Below are 19909 nucleotides of genomic sequence, written 5' to 3'. Positions count from 1 at the left end.
CGCACCGTGCAACCTGCCTGTAGCGCCTGAGCGCACAGCGGTTGCAGGTGCGGGCAGGCATCTTCCGATCAGCCGCCCAAAGCGTCGGGCAACAGCGCGTCGACGAAGGCGACCGGGTCGAAGACGCGCAGATCTTCCGGACGCTCGCCGATACCGGCAAAGCGGATCGGAATATTGAACTCGCGCGCCAGCGCGAACACCACGCCGCCCTTGGCGGTGCCGTCGAGCTTGGTCAAGACCAGGCCGGTGACGCCCACGGCAGCGTGGAACTGGCGCAGCTGCGAGATGGCGTTCTGGCCGGTGGTGCCGTCGATGACCATCAGGACTTCGTGCGGCGCGGCGGCATCGATCTTGCCGAGCACGCGGCGGATCTTGCCGAGCTCGTTCATCAGCCCGGTCTGGGTGTGCAGGCGGCCGGCGGTGTCGGCGATCAACACATCGGTGCCGCGCGCCTTGGCGGCCTGCAGCGCGTCGAACGCCACCGACGCGGCATCGGCGTTTTGCCCCTGCGCGATCACGGCCACCCCATTGCGATCGCCCCAGGCCTGCAATTGCGCCACCGCCGCAGCACGGAAGGTGTCGCCGGCGGCCAGCATCAGGCTGTTGCCTTCGTCCTTGAAGCGCTTGGCCAGCTTGCCGATGGTGGTGGTCTTGCCGACGCCGTTGACACCGACGGTGAGCACCACGAACGGTTTGAGCGAGCGGTCGATCACCAGCGGCTTGGAGACCGGCTGCAGCAGCGCGATGAGATCGGCACGCAAGGCCTTGAACAGAGCCTGGGCGTCGACGAATTCGCGCGATTTCATCCGCTTGCGCAGGCCGTCGATCAACGCAGTGGTGGCGCCGATGCCGACGTCGGCGGTGATCAGTGCGGTTTCGATTTCATCCAGCAGGTCGTCATCGAGCTTGGGATTGCGCGAGAACAGGCCGCCGAAGCTGCGTGCGAAGGTGCTGTTGCGCAGCCGCTCGCGCCAGCCGGGTTTTCCCGCCGGCGCGGCGGGGAGGGCGTCGCGCTGGCCGACGATGCTGTCGTCCTGCGTACTCGCCAGCGGTGCACTGACGATGGCCGGTGCGGTGACCGTCGGCGCGGTACTGGTCGGGGGCGCGCTGGCGGGAGCTGAAGCAGCCGGTGCAGGCGTCGAGACCGGCCCAGCGGCCACCGGCGGTGCGACCACGGCAGGGGCGACGGGTTGCGAAGGTGTGGCCGGCTGGGCAGGCACGACGGGAGGCGGCGTTGGAACGGTCTGCGGCTGCGCCACGACCGGCGGCACCACCACGACCGGCGCGCCGGGCGCGCTGGCGGGCATTGGGTCTGGTAGCGCCTGCAATGCGGTCGGCGCGGGCGCCGCAGGAGTTGCAGGCGCGCTGGGGACGGCGGCAATACTCTGCGCCTGGCCAGTGCGTGCAGCGATTTCCTGCGCCAGCTGGTCGGCTGGCGCGGCGGTGGTCTGCGGCGGTGCTGGCGCCGCAGGCTCGCTGCCTGCCGGAGCAGGAGTGACAGGCGCAATAGCCGGCGTTGCGGCCGTCTGTCTGCCTGGCTCGGCCGTGGGCAGCGCGTCGACCGGCGATGCCGGGGTGGCGGCAGACGGCGCGGTGGGGAATGCGGCTGCCAGTTCTTCCAGGCTGTAGCGCGAGGTACGCGAGCTGTCGGGCGTGGTTGGCTTGTTACGGCGAAAAAAGCTGGCCATTGGCAACGCAGTAGGGGAAACCCGAAATTCTATCATCCGGGCCTGCTGACACCTTGACGCTGCCTTTAGCGCGGCGCCGCGTCCGGGCGCATCGCATGCAGCGCAGTCCCGCAGGTCTGGCGACTGCCCCGGCTGCGCCAGCGCATGGCAAATCCTGCCGAATTCGGCATTTGTGCCAGCGATGTGTCAACGCGAAGTTGTGTCCTTATAACTGACCCTTGAGCGCGCGGTAATCGCGCGGTGTCATGCCGACGGTGGCCTTGAACTGACGCGCGAACGCGCTCTGGTCGGCGAACCCGCAGCGTTGCCCGATGCTGGCGATGCTGTCGTCGCCGTACAGCAGCCGCATCGCCGATTCGATGCGCAACTTGGTCAGCAATTGCTGCGGGGTGACCTGGAACACGCGGCGGAAGTGGCGTTCCAGCTGCGCCACCGACAACCCGGCCAGGTCGGCCAGGCTTTGCACGCGCAGGTTGTCGCCGAAGTTGGCCTGCATGTGTTCCATCACCTGGCTCAAGCGTTCGTACGCGGAATGTCGGCTGTCGGGCTGGCCCAGATCGCGCGAGATGCCGACCACGCCGATCACCTCATTGGCCTCGCACAGCGGGCGTTTGAAGGTCAGGCACCAGCCCGGCAGGCGGTTGGGGTACAGATGCACTTCGAGCTGGTTGTCGATGAGCTCGCCGCACAGCACGCGGCGGTCCTGCATCATGTAGCTGCCGCCCAGCGGCAACGGGAACACTTCCAGCGGCGAGCGGCCGATGATCTCGCTGCGCAGCTTGCGTCCCAACCGGCGCACCAGGGTCAGGTTGCAATGGGTGTAGCGGCCCTCGCTGTCCTTGATGAAGAACACCACATCCGGCAGTGCATCGAACAGCGTCTGCATTTCCAGGGCGGGCAGGTTGAGGTCCATCAGGGTCATGGTAGCGGTCACGATTAGACGGTTGCACGACGGTGCAGCCCAGCAATGATCCTAGCGCAAACGCGCGGTTGTGATTCGGGTTGATGATTGTGCGGATTTCCGCATTTTCACTTGGCATTGAACGCTAGTCGCCCGCAGGTCGGCAGTGGGAGCATGGGGTATGCATACCATCGACGTCATCGACTCCCACACGGCTGGCGAGCCTACCCGCGTGGTCCTTTCCGGTTTTCCAGATCTGGGCGATGGCGACCTGGCGCAGTGCCGCGAACGCTTTCGCAGCGAGTTCGACCACTGGCGCAGCGCCATCGCCTGCGAGCCGCGTGGGTCGGACACCATGGTGGGCGCCTTGTTGCTGCCCCCGCGCGACCCAGGCGCCTGCACCGGGGTGATCTTCTTCAACAACGTGGGCTACCTGGGCATGTGCGGGCACGGCACCATCGGGGTGGTCCGCACGCTGGCCGAGCTGGGGCGCATCGGCCCGGGCCAGCACCGGATCGAGACGCCGGTCGGCACGGTGGGCGTGGAGCTGGCCGACGACGGCACGGTGTGGGTGGACAATGTCGAGAGCTATCGCGTTGCCAGCGGGGTGGAGGTGGAGGTGCCGGGGCATGGCCGGGTGCGCGGCGACGTGGCCTGGGGCGGCAACTGGTTCTTCATCACCGAGCAGGCGCCGTGCGCGCTGGACCTGGCGCACCAGCGCGAGCTGACCGCCTACACCGAGGCGGTTCGGCTGGCCCTGGAAGCGGCCGGGATCACTGGCGAGGCCGGTGGCGAGATCGACCATATCGAAGTCAACGGCGCTGCGCCCGACGGTAGCGGCGTGGCGCGCAATTTCGTGCTGTGCCCGGGCTTGGCCTACGACCGCTCGCCATGCGGCACCGGCACCAGCGCCAAGCTGGCCTGCCTGGCGGCGGACGGCAAGTTGGCCGAAGGCGAGCGCTGGGTGCAGCAAGGCATTCTGGGCAGCGCCTTCGAAGGCAATTATCGGTTGAGCGGGCGTGGCATCGCACCGCGCATCAGTGGGCGGGCGTACATCACCGCGCGCGCGCAACTGGTGATCGACCCGGCGGACCCGTTCGCCTGGGGCATCGTGGCCTGATGGAACCCCAGCGGCCCGCACCGGTGCTTGCGTCGGTCACGCCGTCTGGCGCAGCACTGTCTGCTGCGATGGCAGGAACTGCTGCTGCAACGCCTGCGTCGGCAGCGGCGCCTGGATTGGGTGCGGTTGCCGAATCCGGGTCCGCCGCGTCTGCCGCGTACACGCGACGTAGTTACGACCTGATCGTGATCGGCGCCGGCATTGTGGGCGCCGCTTGCGCGGAAGCGGCGGCGGGCGAGGGCCTTCGCGTGGCGATCGTCGAGCCGGGACCGATCGGCGGCGGCGCCACCGCCGCGGCGATGGGGCATTTGGTGGCGATGGACGACGACCCGGCCGAGCTGGCGTTGTCGGCGTATTCGCTGCGGCTATGGGAACGCTTCGCCACGCTCAGCGACGCCGAATTCAGCCGCTGCGGCACGCTGTGGGTGGCCCGCGATGCGCGCGAACTGGCGGCGGTGCCAGCCAAGATCGCGCGCCTGGCCACGGCCGGCCTGCATGCCGAAGCGATCGATGCCGCGCAGCTGTATGCGCTGGAGCCACAGCTGGTGCCCGGGCTGGCTGGCGGCATGCGCGTGCCCGATGAAGCCGTGGTGTATCCGCCGCGGGTCGCGCGGCATTTGGTGGGCGTGGCCTGCACGTCCGGTGCACGCTTGTTTGCCGGCCGCCGCGTGGTGCAGCTGCAGGCGCATGCGGTGCGTCTGGACGATGGGCAGACGCTCGCCGGGCCGGTGCTGGTGGCCAGCGGTGTGGCCTTGCCGCAGTTGCTGCCCGAGCTGGCACTGCGCCCGCGCAAGGGCCATTTGGTGATCACCGACCGGCACCCGGGGCTGATCCGGCATCAGCTGCTGGAACTGGGCTATGCGGATTCGGCGCACGGGGCCGACGACACCAGCGTGGCCTTCAATGTGCAGCCGCGGCCCACCGGGCAGATTCTGATCGGCTCCTCGCGCCAGTTCGGCGAACACGACCGCGCCTTGTCGATGCCGGTGCTGCAGCAGATGCTGCAGCGCGCCTTTGCGTACCTGCCGGTCCTGCGCGAGCTGCAGGCGATCCGCGTGTGGACCGGCCTGCGTCCGGCCACGCCGGACGGGCGCCCGTATCTGGGGGTGGTGCCCGGCCGACGCGATGTGTGGGTGGCCGCCGGTCACGAGGGGTTGGGGGTCACCACGGCGCTGGGGAGCGCACGGCTGATCGTGGACAGCCTGCTCGGGCGCACCCCGGCCATCGACCCGGCGCCCTACGCACCGGCGCGTGCCGTGCAAGGAGCGCCCGCATGAGCGCGACGGTGCGTCTGCAGGTGGACGGGCGCATGGTCGAGGTACCGGCCGGTGCCAGCGTGGCGGCGGCCGTGGCGCAGGCGACGTTGCAGTTTCGCCAATCGAGCAGTGGGCAAGCGCGCGCGCCCCTGTGCGGCATGGGCGTGTGTTTCGAATGCCGCGTGCGCATCGATGGCGTGGGACAGCAACGCGCCTGCCTGGTGGACGCATGCGATGGCATGCAGGTGCGCACCGATGGCTGAGCGCGTGCTGCATTTCGATGTGTTGGTGATCGGCGCCGGCCCGGCCGGGCTGGCGGCGGCGCAGGCGGCGGCCAGCCAAGGCGTGCGCGTGGGCGTGGTCGACATGCAGCCACGTACCGGCGGTCAGGTGTGGCGCAGCGATGTGCAACACGGCGCGCCGGCCGATGCGCGCGCATTGCGGCAGCAGGTGGCGGGCAATGCATCGATCACCGTGCTGACGCGCACGCAGATTGTGCTGGCGCAGCCGGGCTGGCTGCTGGCCGATGGCCCCGACGGCACGCTGCAACTGCATTACGCCGCCCTGGTGCTGGCCACCGGTGCGCGCGAATTGCTGTTGCCATTTCCAGGCTGGACCTTGCCCGGCGTCACCGGTGCCGGCGCCGCGCAGGCGCTGGCCAAGCAGGGCTGGCCGCTGGCGGGCAAGCGCGTGCTGGTGGCCGGCAGTGGCCCGTTGTTGCTGGCCAGTGCGGACACGTTGCAACGGCATGGCGCGCAGGTGCTCGGCATTCACGAACAGACCTCGCCGGCCGCCTTGCGCCAGTTCGCACTGCAGTTGTGGCGCTGGCCGGGCAAGGCCGCGCAGGCGGTGGCCTTGCGCCTGCAGCTGCGTGCAGTGGCATATCGCGCCGGCAGCATCGTGGTTGCCGCGCATGGCGACACACAGCTGCGCGAAGTGGAGCTCGCCGGGCCCGGCGGCCGCACGCGTCTGGCCTGCGATCAACTGGCGGTGGGCTATGGCCTGGTGCCCAACACCGAGCTTGCGCAATTGCTGGGTTGTCAGCTGCATGCCTGCGGCGCGCACCAGCAGGTGCAGGTGGATGCGCTGTTGCGTACCAGCGTTAACCAGATCTTTGCCGCCGGCGAAGTCTGCGGCATCGGCGGGCGCGATTGCGCATTGATCGAAGGAGCGATGGCCGGACACATGGCGGCCGATGCACCGGAGGCGGCGCTGCGTCTGCAGCCCCGGCGTGACGCCGCGCGTGCGTTTGCCGATCTGCTGCACCAGCATTTCGCGCTTGACCCGCGCATCCGCACGCTGGCGCAGGCGGACACCTTGATCTGCCGCTGCGAAGACGTACCGCTGGCCGCCCTGGACAGCTTCGACGATGCGCGCGACGCCAAGCTCGCCTCGCGCTGCGGCATGGGCGCCTGCCAGGGCCGTATCTGCGGCGCTGCGCTGGCCGAACTGGGGCGCTGCCCGCCCGATCTTTCCACTGACGCCGGCCGCCGGCCGCCGTTGTTCCCGGTCCGCCTCGTGGCGCTGGCCGACTCGTTCACTTCCGACTCGCAAGGGAAACATCCATGAGCAATGCTGCGTTCTGGCACGGCGTGCTGCCGGCCATCACCACCCCGTTCACCGCCAACGGCGACATCGACCACGACTTCCTCGGCAAGCACGCAAATCAACTGGTGGATGCCGGTTGCACCGCGATCGTGCCGCTGGGCTCGTTGGGGGAGGCCGCGACCTTGAGCGTGGAAGACAAGCTGGCGATCCTGCGCACACTAGTCACCGCCCTGAACGGCCGCGTGCCGGTGGTGCCGGGCATCGCCAGCCTGGCCACCGGCGAAGCGGTCGCGCTGGCCAAGGCGGCCAAGGACATCGGCTGCGGCGGCTTGATGGTGCTGCCGCCGTACGTGTATTCCACCGACTGGCGCGAGATGGGCGCGCATGTGCGCGCGGTGATCGGTGCAACCGATCTGCCGGTGATCCTGTACAACAACCCAGTGGCCTACAAGACCGATTTCGGCCCGGCGCAGATCGCCGAGCTGGCCGCCGAATTCCCGAACCTGCAGGCCGTGAAGGAATCCTCCGGCGACGTGCGCCGCTTCGCTGCGCTGCAGGAATTGCTGGGCGATCGCCTGGCGCTGCTGGTGGGCATGGACGATGCCATCGTCGAAGGCCTGAGCATGGGCGCCAAGGGCTGGATCGCCGGCCTGGTCAATGCGTATCCGAAGGAATCGGTGCGCCTGTTCGAACTCGCCCGCGATGGCGGTTACCCGGCGGCCAGGGAGCTTTACCACTGGTTCCTGCCGCTGCTGCGCCTGGATACGGTGCCCACCTTCGTGCAGCTGATCAAACTGGTGCAGGCCAAGGTCGGCATGGGCAGCGAGCAGGTGCGTGCGCCGCGCCTGGTGGTGGCCGGCGCCGAGCGCGATGCCGCCTTGAAGGTGATCGACCATGCCATCGCCACCGCGCCTACATTGTCTTGATGGCGCACTGATGCTGCCCTGGTCCGTCGTGCCTGCGGGTGAGCGCCAGGTGCCAGTTGTGCCGATTCGTAGCACGCGCCCTGCCTGCGCGCGCCGCGATGCGTTGGCCGATGCGGATGTGGCATCCAGTGCTGCATCCTCATCGTCTTTTTGGTCTGCCGCCAGCGCACCGAGCGCAGGTCCTGCCTCCCTGTCACCGAAGGTGCCGCAATGAACGAGACGAACCACTCCATTCCCGCGGCCGCAGCCGAGATCCTGCTGGCAGGGCAATGGCAAGCCAGCCGCGCCGCCACCGGCAGTTTCCGCGCTGCCGACCCGGCCACCGGCGAGCCGATCGGGCCGTACTTTCCGGTCAGTGGTGCGGACGATGTGGAAGCGGCCGTGGTTGCGGCGCAGTCAGTGGCGGCGGCGTTGGCGGCCGCACCGGTCGAGCGGATCGCGGCCTTTCTGGAAGGCTATGCCGACGCGCTGGATGCCGATGCCGAGACCCTGGTCGCGCTGGCGCATGCCGAGACGGCGTTACCGGCGCCCACACGCTTGCGCGGTAACGAACTGCCGCGCACCAGCGGCCAACTGCGGCAGGCCGCACAGGCCGCGCGCAGCTACAGCTGGACCCAGCCCATCATCGACAGCGCGGCAGACCTGCGTTCGCACCTGGCGCCACTGGGCAAACCGGTGCTGGTGTTCGGCCCGAACAACTTTCCGTTCGCGTTCAATGCAATTGCCGGCAGCGATTTCGCCTCGGCGATTGCCGCGCGCAACCCGGTCATTGCCAAGGCGCATCCGTTGCATCCGGCCACCAGCCAGCGCATGGCGCAGCTCGCGCATCAGGCCTTGGTTGGGGCCGGTCTGCCTGCGGCGGCGGTGCAACTGCTGTATCACTTCGACACTGCCGTCGGCCTGCGCTTGGCGGGCGATGCGCGGCTGGGCGCGATCGGTTTCACTGGCAGCCGTGCCGGTGGGCTGGCACTGAAGGTGGCCGCAGACGCGGCGGGCGTGCCGTTTTATGCCGAGCTTTCCAGCGTCAACCCGGTCTTCCTGTTGCCGGGCGCGCTGGCCGAACGCGGCGACGCGCTTGCGCAGGAATTCTTCGCCTCCTGCACGCTGGGTAGCGGGCAGTTCTGCACCAACCCCGGTGTGGTGGTGGTGCCGCATGGCGCGGCTGGCGAGGCGTTCGTTGCGGCCACCAAGGCGCATTTCGAAGCGGCCATGCCGATGGTGCTGTTCTCCGCCGCCGGTGTAGAAGGCGTGCAACGCGGTGTGGCGAGCCTGCGTGCCGCCGGCGCCAGCATGCTGGCCGGCGGACACACCGGCGAGGATGGCTACCGTTATGCGCCGACCTTGTTGAGCGTGGATGCGCAAGCCTTTCTGGCCAACCCGCACGCCCTGCAGGCCGAAGCCTTCGGCCCGGTGAGCCTGCTGGTGCGCGCAGCCGATGTGGCGCAGATGGCACAGGTGGCTGCCGCGTTCGAAGGCAACCTGACCGGCACGTTGTACCGCGCGGCCGACGGCAGCGACGATGCGGCGTGGCAGACCATTGCCCCGGTATTGCGCGCGCGGGTGGGGCGGTTGATCAACAGCAAGATGCCGACCGGCGTGGCCGTGAGCGCGGCGCAGAACCACGGCGGCCCGTTCCCGAGCACCGGGCATCCGGGCTTCACGGCGGTGGGCATGCCCGGCGCCATCCGCCGTTTTGCCGCCTTGCACAGCTACGACGCGGTGCCCGATGCACTGCTGCCTGCCGAACTGCGCCAGCGCAATCCGGGCGGCGTGGCACGTCTGGTCGATGGGCAATGGAGCACGGCCGATCTTGGAGCCGGCGCATGAGCAGCCAGATCGGCGGGCTGTCGCTTGCGCAAGCGCGTGCGCAACTGACGCCGTGGACACAATGCGCCGCGCCGATCGCCACGGACGAATACGAGCGCCGCATCGAGCGTGCGCGCACCCTCATGCGCGCGCATGGCGTGGATGCGCTGTTGATCGGTGCCGGCACGTCGCTGCGCTATTTCACCGGCGTGCCGTGGGGGGCGAGCGAGCGTCTGGTGGCCCTGCTGCTGACGCTGGATGGCGAGCCGGTGCTGATCTGCCCGATGTTCGAGGAAGGCTCGCTGGATGCGGTGCTGAAGATCCCGGTGACCAAATACCTGTGGGAAGAGCACGACGACCCGTACGCACTGGTGGTACAGGCCATGGACGAGCGCCATGCGCATGCCCTGGCGCTGGACCCGGGCATTGCGTTCGCCGTGCATACCGGTCTGCGTGCGCATCTGGGCAAGGCCATTCGTGATGCCGGCGCGATCATCGATGGCTGCCGCATGTGCAAGTCGCCGGCCGAGCTGGCATTGATGCAGCAGGCTTGCGATATGACCTTGCTGGTGCAGCGGCTGGCGGCCGGTATCGCACACGAGGGCATCGGGACCGATGAACTGGTGCGCTTCATCGACCAGGCGCATCGCGCGCTGGGCGCCGACAACGGATCGACCTTCTGTATCGTGCAGTACGGCCACGCCACTGCGTTTCCGCACGGCATCCCGGGTGTGCAGCACCTGCGCGAAGGCGAACTGGTGTTGATCGACACCGGCTGCACCGTGCAGGGCTACCACTCCGACATCACCCGCACCTGGATCTATGGCGCGGCCAACGACGCGCAGCAGCGCATCTGGGACCTGGAGCAGGCCGCGCAGGCGGCGGCATTCGCAGCGATCCGCCCGGGCGTGGCATGCGAGGCGGTGGATCAGGCCGCGCGCAAGGTGCTGGAGGCAGCCGGGCTCGGCCCCGACTATCGATTGCCCGGGTTGCCGCATCGCACCGGTCACGGCTGCGGCCTGGCGATTCATGAGGCGCCTTACCTGGTGCGCGGCAATGCGCTGCCGTTGCAGCCGGGCATGTGTGCCAGCAACGAGCCGATGATCGTGGTGCCGGAACAGTTCGGCGTGCGCCTGGAAGACCATTTCCACGTGACCGACGATGGCGCGCAGTGGTTCACGCCGCCGTCGGTGGCGATCGATCAACCGTTTGCGTGAGCCGTTACAGGTTCACGCACGCGTAGGAGCGCACCCGGGCGCGACGGGCAGTCCCGATGAAGCCGTCGCGCTCAGGCGCGCTCCTGCAGCCGCCATTGCATCTTGGAGTGAATGCATGAAACACCTGCGTCCCGTTGCCATCGGTCTACTCGCCGCGGCCTTGGTCACCGCCTGCAAGCCGGCGCCGCCCGCAGCGGAGCGGGCGGCTACACCTGCCTCCGCCTCGACCGGCGAGCAGGCTGCCAAGGCCTTCGATGCGCTGCTGGACAAGCAGTGGCAGTACCAACTGCAGCACAACCCCGAGTTCGCCAGCATCATCGGCGACAAGCGCTACAACGACCGCTGGAGCGATTACTCGCTGGAGGCCGTGCAGGCAGAGCGCAGCGCAACGGCCGACCTGCTCAAGCAGTTCGAAGCGGTGGATGCCAAGACGCTGGACGAGCAACGCCAGCTCAGCCTGCAGATGATGCTGGGCCAGTTGCGCGACAAGCTGGAAGGGATCGACCTGAAGACCTATGCAATGCCGCTGGAACCGATCGGCGGCATACAGTTGGCGTTGGCCGGCTACGGCGATGCCTTCCCGTTCGAAAATGCCAAGGATTACCAGGACTACATCAAGCGGCTGCAGGCGATTCCGACGGTGATCGACCAGGTGATCGCGGTGTCGCGGCAGGGGGCGAAGGAGGGCCTCACCCAGCCGCGTTATCTGCTGGAGCGCCTACCCGAGCAGATCGACAAGATTGCGGCCTTGACCGGGGAGCAGAGCCCGTTCGCCTCGCCATTGAAAAAGCTCGACGCCGCCGTACCGGCCGATCAACGCGATGTGCTGCGCCAACAGCTGCTCGCCGCGATCGACCAACAGGTGCGCCCGGCTTACGCAAAGCTGGCCGCGTTCGTCCGCGACGAATATGCCGCGCAGGGGCGCGCGCAGGAAGGTGTCTGGTCGCTGCCCGATGGCGAGCGCCGCTATCGTTACGCCATCCACACCCAGACCACCACCGACATGGCGCCGGAGGAAATCCACCAGATTGGTCTGAAGGAGGTGGCGCGCATCGAAGGCGAGATGACGCAGATCGCCAAGGCGCAGGGTTTTGCGGATCTGGCCAGCTTCCGCAAGGCCGTGGAGACCGACAAGCGACACTTCGCCACCTCGGGCGACCAGATCCTGCAGCAATACCGCCAGTACATCGCAGCGATGGAACCGCAGCTGCCGAAGTTGTTCGGCCATCTGCCCAAGACCCCGCTGGAAGTGCAGGCGATGCCGGCGTTCCGGCGTACCGCACCGGGCGCCGAATACTGGCAGAGCAATCCGGAAGGCACCAAGCCGGCGATCGTGAAGGTCAACACCAGCGACTTCGCCAGCCGCACGTTGATCAATATCGAAACCACCGCCTACCACGAAGGCGTGCCCGGGCATCACCTGCAGATCTCGCTTGCGCAGACATTGCCGTTGCCGCCGTTCCGCCAGCAGGCCGGCTACAACGCCTATATCGAAGGTTGGGCGCTGTATGCCGAGCGCCTGGGCAAGGAGATCGGTTTCTTCAAGGACCCGTACAACGACTATGGGCGCCTGTCCGGCGAATTGCTGCGCGCCAACCGGTTGGTGCTCGACACCGGCGTGCACTACAAGCACTGGAACCGCCAGCAAATGGTGGATTTCTTCCACGCACATCCGTCCGATGACGAGCCCAGCATCCAGTCCGAAACCGATCGCTACATCGTGTGGCCGGGCCAGGCGCTGGGGTACAAGCTCGGCCAGCTGCAGATCCTGGCGCTGCGTGCGGAAGCCGAGAAGGAACTCGGTGAGCGCTTCGATGTGCGCGCCTTCCACGATGCGGTGCTGGGCGGCGGCGCGATGCCGCTGGCACTGTTGCAGCAACGGGTGCGGCAGTGGATTGCGCAGGCCAAGGCGGCGCCGGAGGCACACCCATGAGCACCACCAGCGCGTTACGCGCGAGCACATTGACCCTGTTGATTGCAGCCTGCCTGGGCGGGCTGGCCCTGCCTGTGCACGCGGCCGAGGCTGCGGCTGCGGCCACGCAGAACACCGCAGCGGCACGCTTCAAGGCCTTGTACACACGCGAGTGGCGCTGGCGCCAGGCGCAGGCGTCGGGCGCGGTGGATGAAGACAACCAGGCCACGCAGGAGCAACAGGCCGACCATCTGCCCAAGGTCGATGTCGCCACGCAGAACCAGCGCACGGCGTATTGGCAACAGGTGTTGAAGGAACTGGATGCCATCCCGCAGGCACAGTTGTCGGCCGAAGACCAGGTGAGCTACCAGGTGTATCGGCAGCAATTGCAGGTACTGCTGGACCAGCAGCATTTTCGCGCCTGGGAAATGCCGTTCAACAGCGATTCGGCGTTCTGGAGCGATCTGGGCTTCAGCGCCGAGGCCACGCTGCGTACGCGCGAGGATTACCAGCGTTATCTGAAGATGCTGGCCGACATCCCGCGCTATTTCGCCGAGCACACCGACAATATGCGCGCCGGGCTGGCGCGCGGTTTCACCCAGCCGCGGGTCACGATGACCGGGCGCGACCAGTCCATCGCCGATGTGGCGCAGGCCAAAGGCGAGGCCAACCCGTTCTACGCGCCGTTCAAGCAGATGCCGGCGACGCTGCCGGCCGATGTGCAGGCGCAGCTGCGCCAGCAGGCAGTCAAGGCCATCGATACACAGGTGGTTCCGGCATACGCCAAGCTGCTGGATTTCATCCGCAATGACTACCAGCCGCGCGCACGCACCACGCTGGCCGGCGAAGCGTTGCCGGACGGCCAGGCGTATTACCGTGCGCAGATTCGCGAGTTCACTACGCTGGATTTGAGCCCTGACCAGATCCATCAGATCGGCTTGCAGGAGGTGGCCAAGCTGCGCACGCAGATGGACCAGACCATCGCGGCCAGCGGCTTCAAGCCGCCGGCCGGGCAGGCGGTATTCCCGGCGTTTCTGCACTTCCTGCGGACCGACCCGCAGTTCTACGCCAAGACGCCGGAAGAGTTGCTCAAGCAGGCGGCCTGGATCGCCAAGCGCGTGGACGCCAAGGTGGGCGATTACATCGGCCGGCTGCCGCGCCGTCGCTTCGCCATCGAGCCGGTGCCGCCGGAGCTGGCGCCGTTCTACACCGGCGGTCGCGGTGGGCCGGGCATCTATCTGGTCAATACCTACAACCTGCCGTCGCGGCCGCTGTACAACCTGACCGCGCTGACCTTGCACGAATCCTCGCCCGGTCACGCATTGCAGATGCCGCTCGCGGCAGAGGCGCAAGGCTTGCCGGAGTTCCGTCGCTACGGCTTCATCTCCGCCTACGGTGAAGGTTGGGCGCTGTATTCGGAGTATCTGGGCCAGGAAATGGGCATGTACGACACGCCCTATGACCGCTTCGGTTACCTGACCTACCAGATGTGGCGCGCCTGCCGTCTGGTGATCGATACCGGCATCCACAACAAGGGCTGGACGCGCGAGCAGGCGCAGGCCTACCTGCGCGACAACACTGCGCTCAGCGAGCACGAAGTCACCACCGAGGTGGACCGCTACATCGCCTGGCCGGGGCAGGCGCTGTCGTATTACCTGGGCGAGCTGAAAATACTGGAGCTACGCCGCAAGGCAGAAGCCGCGCTGGGCGAAAAGTTCGACCTGCGCAACTTCCACGATGCGGTGCTGCAGACCGGTTCGGTGCCATTACCGGTGCTGGAAGCGCGCATCGACCGCTTCATCGCCGATGGCGGCGTGTCGCCTTACCCGCCGGATGACCCGGCAGAGGCATCGGCAGAGGCATCGGCAGAGGCGAAGGCCTCTGCCAGCGACTGACACGTGCGCGCACGTGATGCTCTAAGTGCAGTAACCGCGCTTTCCACACTTCGGGGCGACGTATGACCACACACGCTGCGACCACGCAAGGCAAGTTCCACAAGCGCCTCAGCCTCACCGACCTGACCTTTATCGGGCTGGGTTCGATCTTCGGTTCCGGGTGGTTGTTTTCGGCCAGCCACGTCTCATCGATCGCGGGGCCGGCCGGCATCGTGTCGTGGATACTCGGCGGTATCGCGGTGCTGCTGCTCGGGCTGGTGTATTGCGAACTCGGCGCGGCATTGCCGCGCGCCGGCGGAGTGGTGCGCTACCCGGAGTATTCGCATGGCGCCTTGCTCGGTTCGCTGACCGGCTTCATCACCTTGATCGCATTCTCCAGCCTGATCGCGATCGAAGTGGAGGCGGCGCGGCAATACGCAGCGGCGTGGTTCCCGTGGTTGAGCCAGCCGCACAGCACCCATCCCAGCGTGGCGGGTTGGCTGGTGCAGTTGGCCTTGCTGGTGCTGTTCTTCGTACTCAACTATTTCAGCGTCAAGACCTTCGCGCTGGCCAACAACATCGTCAGCATCTTCAAGTTTCTGGTGCCGATCCTGGTGATCGTGCTGCTGATGCAGCACTTCGATGCCGGCAATCTGAGCGTGCATGGGTTCGCGCCCTCTGGCATGGCGGGTGTGGAAGCGGCGATCTCGGCCGGGGGCATCATCTTCGCGTATCTGGGGTTGACGCCGATCGTGTCGGTGGCCAGTGAGGTGCGCGACCCGCAGCGCAATATTCCGATTGCGCTGATCCTGTCGGTGGCGCTGTCCACGGTGATTTACGTGCTGCTGCAGCTGGCGTTCCTGGGCAGCATCCCGGCCGCGCAGCTCGCGCAAGGCTGGGCGGGCATCGACAAGGCCTTCTCGCTGCCGTATCACGACATCGCCCTGGCCTTGGGCATGGCGTGGCTGGCTGCGCTGGTGATCTGCGATGCGATGGTCTCGCCCAGCGGCACCGGCAACATCTACATGAATGCCACGCCGCGCGTGGTGTACGGCTGGGCGCGCAGTGGCGGGTTCTTGCCGGTGCTGACGCGGGTGGACCCGGCGTCGGGTATCCCGCGTCCGGCACTGTGGTTGAGCCTGGGGTTGTCGATCTTCTGGACGCTGCCGTTTCCCTCGTGGGAAACGCTGATCGGGGTGGTGTCGGCCGCCTTGGTGCTGAGCTATGCGGTGGCGCCGATCACGGTGGCGGCCCTGCGCCGCAGCGCGCCGGACTTGCCACGCCCATTTTTCGTGCGTGGCCTGCCGGTGATGGGGCCGCTGTCGTTCATGGTTGCGGCGTTGATCGTGTACTGGTCCACCTGGCCGACCTTGTCGTGGTTGCTCGGCTTGCAGGTGCTGGCGTTCGTGCTTTACGTGCTATTTCGCCTGCCTTCGCGCCAGGGCCGCGCGCGCCTGGTGCGGCAGGTACGCGCGTCGCTGTGGCTGATCGTGTTCTTCGTGCTGGTGATGCTGGTGTCGTGGGCGGGCACGTTCGGTGGACATGGCTGGATTGCGCATCCCTTCGATACGTTGAGCGTGGCGGTCATCGCGTTCTGCATCTATCACTGGGGCGCACGCAGCGGCTTGCGCAGCGACGAGCTTGCGCTGGAGGAGGACGATGGTGAGTGATGCGCGCCGCCGCGCATTTGGTTTGCGTCGATGGTCTGCGCTGGCCGGGTACATGATGGTGTTGTCGGGTGCTGTGCAGGCTGCGCCCAGCGTTGCCGATTACCAACGTTCGCTGGGTTTGCGCGAGCAGTGGATCACGCTGACGGAGAATGTCGCCTGGCCGGCGCAATGGCAGGACAATGGCAGGTTCTATTACCGCAAGACGGTGCCGGGCGGCTTTGCGTTTGTCAGTGCCGATGTGGCCACCGTGCAGAAGCAGCCGGCCTTCGATCAGGCACGCGTGGCGCAGGGCCTGAGTGCGGCAACCGGCAAGCCCTATGCGGCGCTGCGTCTGCCGTTCGAGCAGTTTTCGTTTTCAACCGAGGGCGAACGCAGCGATGGCGCCATTGTCTTCGCACTGGACGATGCGGCCTGGCGTTGCACGCTGACCACCTACCACTGCGCGCCCGATGCTCGGCTGCAGGCCACTTCACGCCCACGCGGTTTCGGCGTGGTGCGCGACCCGCTGGTGCCGGCCGACACCGCGCCGCGTCGCTCGCCGGATGCCAGGTGGGAGGTGTTGGCCGATGGTTGGAACCTGGTGTTGCGCCGTGTCGCCGACGGGCAGGTCACCCGGCTCAGCAGTGACGGCCGTGCCGATGACTATTTCGATCTGGAAAGTGTTGCCTGGTCGCCGGATTCGCGGCAGCTGGCGGTGTATCGCGTGCGTCCGGGGCTGGCTCGCCGTGTCACCCGCGTCGAAGCCGCGCCTGCCGGCGCTGGGCAACCGGTGGTGCACACCCAGTTGTATCCCAAGCCGGGCGATGCGGTGGATGTGGAACGGCCGGTGCTGTTCTCCCTGGACGGAACACGTCGCGACGTGGACACGGCGTTGTTCGACAACCCGTATTCGTTGTCGCCGCTGCAGTGGCGCAGCGACGGGCGCAGTGTCGCGTTCGACTATGTGCAACGCGGCTTCCAGCGCATGCGCGTGATTGCGGTGGATGCACGCAGCGCGCGCGCGCGCGTGGCAGTCGGCGAAGACGCCCGCACCTTCGTGTATGCCGACCGCAGCTTTCGCCACGACGTAGACGGGCGTGGCGATGAGGTGCTGTGGATCTCCGAGCGCGATGGCTGGCGGCACCTGTATCTGTTCGATGGACGCAGCGGCAAGGTGAAGCGCCAGCTCACCCGCGGGCCGTGGGTGGTGCGCGAAGTGCTGCGCGTGGACGATGCGCAACGCCGCATCTGGTTCACGGCCAGCGGGATGGAGGCGGGCAAGGACCCGTACGACCGGCAGCTCTACAGCGTTGATTTCGACGGCCGCCGGTTGACCCGCCTGACCCACGCCGATGCCGACCACGACGTGGCCATTGCCGATGATGGCCTGCATTACGTCGATGTCTATTCGCGTCCGGACCTGCCGCCGGTGATGGAGTTGCACGCCATCGATGGCCAGCTGCTGCACACCGTGGAGTGTGGCACGATCGACAAGCTGCAGGCCGCCGGCTGGCGCGCGCCGGAGACCTTCGTGGCCAAGGGGCGCGATGGCACCACCGATATCTGGGGCATGGTGGTGCGTCCGCGCGACTACGATCCGCGCAAGACCTATCCGGTGATCGAAAACATCTATGCGGGGCCGCACGATTCCTTCGTGCCCAAGACGTTCTGGCCGTTCGGTTATCACTCCGGCGGCGACAAGCAGATCGGCATGCAGGCGCAGGCCGATCTGGGTTTCATCGTGGTGATGATCGACGGCATGGGGACCGCCAACCGCTCCAAGGCGTTTCATGATGTCGCGTGGAAAAACCTGGGCGATTCAGGGTTTGCCGACCGCATTGCCTGGCATCGTGCGCTGGCGGCCAAGGACCCGTCTTACGACATCAGCCGCGTCGGCATCTACGGTGCATCGGCCGGCGGGCAGAGCACGCTGGGAGCGCTCGAGCGTCACCCGGAGTTCTACAAGGTGGGCGTTGCGTTCGCCGGGTGCTACGACAACCGCATGGACAAGATCAGCTGGAACGAGCAGTGGATGGGCTGGCCGGTGGATGCCAGCTACGCCGCAGCCTCGGGCGTGGTCAATGCGAGCAAGCTGCAGGGCGACCTGCTGCTGATCGTGGGCGAGCAGGACAGCAATGTGGATCCGGCGTCCACCGCACAAGTCGTCGATGCCCTGATCAAGGCCGGCAAGGAATTCGACCTGCTCACCGTACCGGGTGGCGAGCATTCGGTTGGGCGCTCCAGCGGGCCGATCGATTACGTGCAACGTCGCCAGTACGACTTCTTCGTGCGCCACCTGCGCAACGAGCCTACGCCGCACTGGAATTCCCTGCCATCGGAGGCGCAATGATGCGTTTGTTTGCTCGATTCAAGCCGCAGCGGCGCAGCCGGGTGGCGGGTCTGCTGTGGTCGCTGGCATTGCTGGCTGGCAACGCACCGTTGCTTGCGGCCGCCGAAGAACTGCCGCGCCTCGTCACCAAGGATGGCCGCCACGCGCTGTTTGTCGATGGTGCGCCGTATACCATCCTGGCCGCGCAGTTGCATAACTCCAGCGCATGGCCGGCGGTATTACCCAAGGCATTGGACGATGTGGTTGCCCTGCACGCCAATACGGTGGAAGCGCCTGTGTACTGGGAGCAGTTCGAGCCGGCACAGGGCCGCTTCGACACGACCAATGTGGACGCGCTGATTGCCGGCGCCCGCAAGCGGGGCCTGCGTGTCGCGCTCCTGTGGTTCGGTAGCTGGAAGAATGGCCAGATGCATTACGTGCCGGAATGGATCAAGCGCGACGAGGCGACGTACCCGCGCATGCGCGATGCCAATGGCGAGCCGGTGGATGTGTTGTCGCCCCATGTGGCCGCCAACATGCAGGCCGATGCGCGGGCGTTCACCGCGTTGATGCAGCATCTGCGCAAGGTGGATGGCGACCGCCACACGGTGATTCTGGTGCAGGTGGAAAACGAGCCCGGCGCGATCGGCACCGTGCGCGATCACGGCCCGGCAGGCGAGGCAGCGTTTGCGCAACCGGTACCAGCCGCGATTGCGCGCGCACTCGGCAAACCGCAGGGCAGCTGGCAGCAACTGTTCGGCGCCGAAGCTGCCGAAGCGTTCAACGCATATGCAACCGCTGCTTACATCGAACAGGTGGCCGCCGCGGGCAAGCGTGTCTATCCGCTGCCGTTCTACGTCAACACCTGGCTGCGCTACAAGGGCAAGCGCTATCCGGGCATGGACTATCCGTCCGGCGGCGCGACGGTGAACGTATTCGCGTTGTGGCGCGCGGCCACGCCGTCGATCGATTTCATTGGTACCGACATCTACACCAGCGACTACACCGAATACACCAAGGTCGTCGGCCAATACGCGCGGCCCGATAATCCGGCCTGGGTCTCGGAAACCGGCTTCGAAGCTGCCACTGCGCCGTATCTGTTCCATGTGCTGGGGCAGGGCGGGGTCGGCTTTTCGGTGTTCGGCATGGATGGCAACCCCGACAGCCAGGCCAACCGCGCAGCGGTTGCAGCCCATGCGGCCAACTTCACGCTGCTGGCGCCGATGCAGCGGATCCTGGCGCAGGCCGCCTTCGACGGCCGCCTGCAGGCGGTGGCCGAGCAGCCCGGCGCGCCACAGCGCACGCTGCGCTTCGGCGAGTGGGAGGCCAAGGTGTCGTTCGGTGCGCCCATGTGGGGCGATGCGCCGCCCATTCTGCCCGGCAACGACGACCACGCCGGCCGGCTGCTGGTGGCCCAACTGGGGCCGGAGGAATTCCTGGTGACCGGTATGGCTGCGCGCATTGAATTTTTTCGCGACGCGGCCGATACCCGTCATGGACAACTGTTGCGGGTGGAGCAGGGACGGTATGTCGACGGGCGCTGGCAGATGGAAAGGCAGCTCAACGGCGACCAGACCGACTACGGCCTCAACTTCGGGCGTGTGGATGCAAACGGCAATGTGCCTGTGGTATTGCGGGTGCGGGTAGGGACTTACTGAGCCTTGCTGACCGTGTCGCTGCTGC

The 19909-nt window shown here is 67.1% G+C and carries 14 protein-coding genes; 12 read left to right on the top strand and 2 right to left on the bottom strand.

What is annotated here, in order from left to right; genetic code table 11:
- Positions 1-68 precede the first annotated feature (68 nt).
- Positions 69-1688, bottom strand: coding sequence for a signal recognition particle-docking protein FtsY (ftsY, locus tag HLH45_RS17260; protein ID WP_033478456.1), 1620 nt, complete (start codon positions 1686-1688; stop codon positions 69-71).
- A 205-nt stretch (positions 1689-1893) separates the two neighbouring features.
- Positions 1894-2610: an AraC family transcriptional regulator gene (locus HLH45_RS17255; protein WP_007965956.1), complete on the bottom strand. Its 717-nt coding sequence runs from the start codon at positions 2608-2610 to the stop codon at positions 1894-1896.
- 160 nt (positions 2611-2770) lie between these two features.
- On the opposite strand from HLH45_RS17255, the gene HLH45_RS17250 reads away from it, so the two are divergent.
- From HLH45_RS17250 to HLH45_RS17195, 12 genes are all read left to right on the top strand, one after another.
- The gene (locus HLH45_RS17250; RefSeq protein WP_008571377.1) at positions 2771-3709 is read left to right on the top strand and encodes a proline racemase family protein; all 939 of its coding nucleotides are present in this window, start codon (positions 2771-2773) and stop codon (positions 3707-3709) included.
- A 116-nt stretch (positions 3710-3825) separates the two neighbouring features.
- Positions 3826-4986 (top strand): NAD(P)/FAD-dependent oxidoreductase, encoded by a 1161-nt coding sequence (locus tag HLH45_RS17245; RefSeq protein WP_008571375.1) that lies wholly within the window; start codon positions 3826-3828, stop codon positions 4984-4986.
- The gene (locus HLH45_RS17240) at positions 4983-5228 is read left to right on the top strand and encodes a 2Fe-2S iron-sulfur cluster-binding protein (protein ID WP_008571374.1); all 246 of its coding nucleotides are present in this window, start codon (positions 4983-4985) and stop codon (positions 5226-5228) included. The genes HLH45_RS17245 and HLH45_RS17240 overlap by 4 nt, the downstream gene beginning before the upstream one ends.
- A complete protein-coding gene (locus HLH45_RS17235) occupies positions 5221-6534 on the top strand; it encodes an NAD(P)/FAD-dependent oxidoreductase (protein WP_008571373.1) in 1314 nt (437 codons plus the stop codon). The genes HLH45_RS17240 and HLH45_RS17235 overlap by 8 nt, the downstream gene beginning before the upstream one ends.
- On the top strand, positions 6531-7439 hold the full coding sequence (locus tag HLH45_RS17230; protein WP_031423185.1) for a dihydrodipicolinate synthase family protein: 909 nt from the start codon (positions 6531-6533) through the stop codon (positions 7437-7439). Before HLH45_RS17235 ends, HLH45_RS17230 begins: the two co-directional genes overlap by 4 nt.
- Positions 7440-7649: 210 nt before the next feature.
- On the top strand, positions 7650-9266 hold the full coding sequence (locus HLH45_RS17225; RefSeq protein WP_008574353.1) for an aldehyde dehydrogenase (NADP(+)): 1617 nt from the start codon (positions 7650-7652) through the stop codon (positions 9264-9266).
- A complete protein-coding gene (locus tag HLH45_RS17220; RefSeq protein ID WP_008574355.1) occupies positions 9263-10462 on the top strand; it encodes a M24 family metallopeptidase in 1200 nt (399 codons plus the stop codon). The genes HLH45_RS17225 and HLH45_RS17220 overlap by 4 nt, the downstream gene beginning before the upstream one ends.
- A 115-nt stretch (positions 10463-10577) precedes the next feature.
- Positions 10578-12395, top strand: coding sequence for a DUF885 domain-containing protein (locus tag HLH45_RS17215; RefSeq protein WP_033478832.1), 1818 nt, complete (start codon positions 10578-10580; stop codon positions 12393-12395).
- On the top strand, positions 12392-14269 hold the full coding sequence (locus tag HLH45_RS17210; RefSeq protein WP_008574360.1) for a DUF885 domain-containing protein: 1878 nt from the start codon (positions 12392-12394) through the stop codon (positions 14267-14269). The genes HLH45_RS17215 and HLH45_RS17210 overlap by 4 nt, the downstream gene beginning before the upstream one ends.
- A gap of 62 nt (positions 14270-14331) precedes the next feature.
- Entirely contained in the window at positions 14332-15918 is a 1587-nt protein-coding gene (locus HLH45_RS17205) for an APC family permease (protein ID WP_008574362.1), read from the top strand.
- The gene (locus HLH45_RS17200) at positions 15908-18247 is read left to right on the top strand and encodes a S9 family peptidase (protein WP_033478833.1); all 2340 of its coding nucleotides are present in this window, start codon (positions 15908-15910) and stop codon (positions 18245-18247) included. The genes HLH45_RS17205 and HLH45_RS17200 overlap by 11 nt, the downstream gene beginning before the upstream one ends.
- Positions 18247-19884, top strand: a complete 1638-nt coding sequence (locus tag HLH45_RS17195; RefSeq protein ID WP_074053404.1) for a DUF5597 domain-containing protein — start codon at positions 18247-18249, stop codon at positions 19882-19884. Before HLH45_RS17200 ends, HLH45_RS17195 begins: the two co-directional genes overlap by 1 nt.
- Positions 19885-19909 lie beyond the last annotated feature (25 nt).

Source organism: Xanthomonas euvesicatoria, from assembly GCF_013112235.1.
Classification (GTDB): Bacteria; Pseudomonadota; Gammaproteobacteria; order Xanthomonadales; family Xanthomonadaceae; genus Xanthomonas; species Xanthomonas euvesicatoria.
The sequence above is the reverse complement of the archived record's forward strand: the minus strand, read 5'-3'. Positions and strand labels throughout refer to the sequence as shown.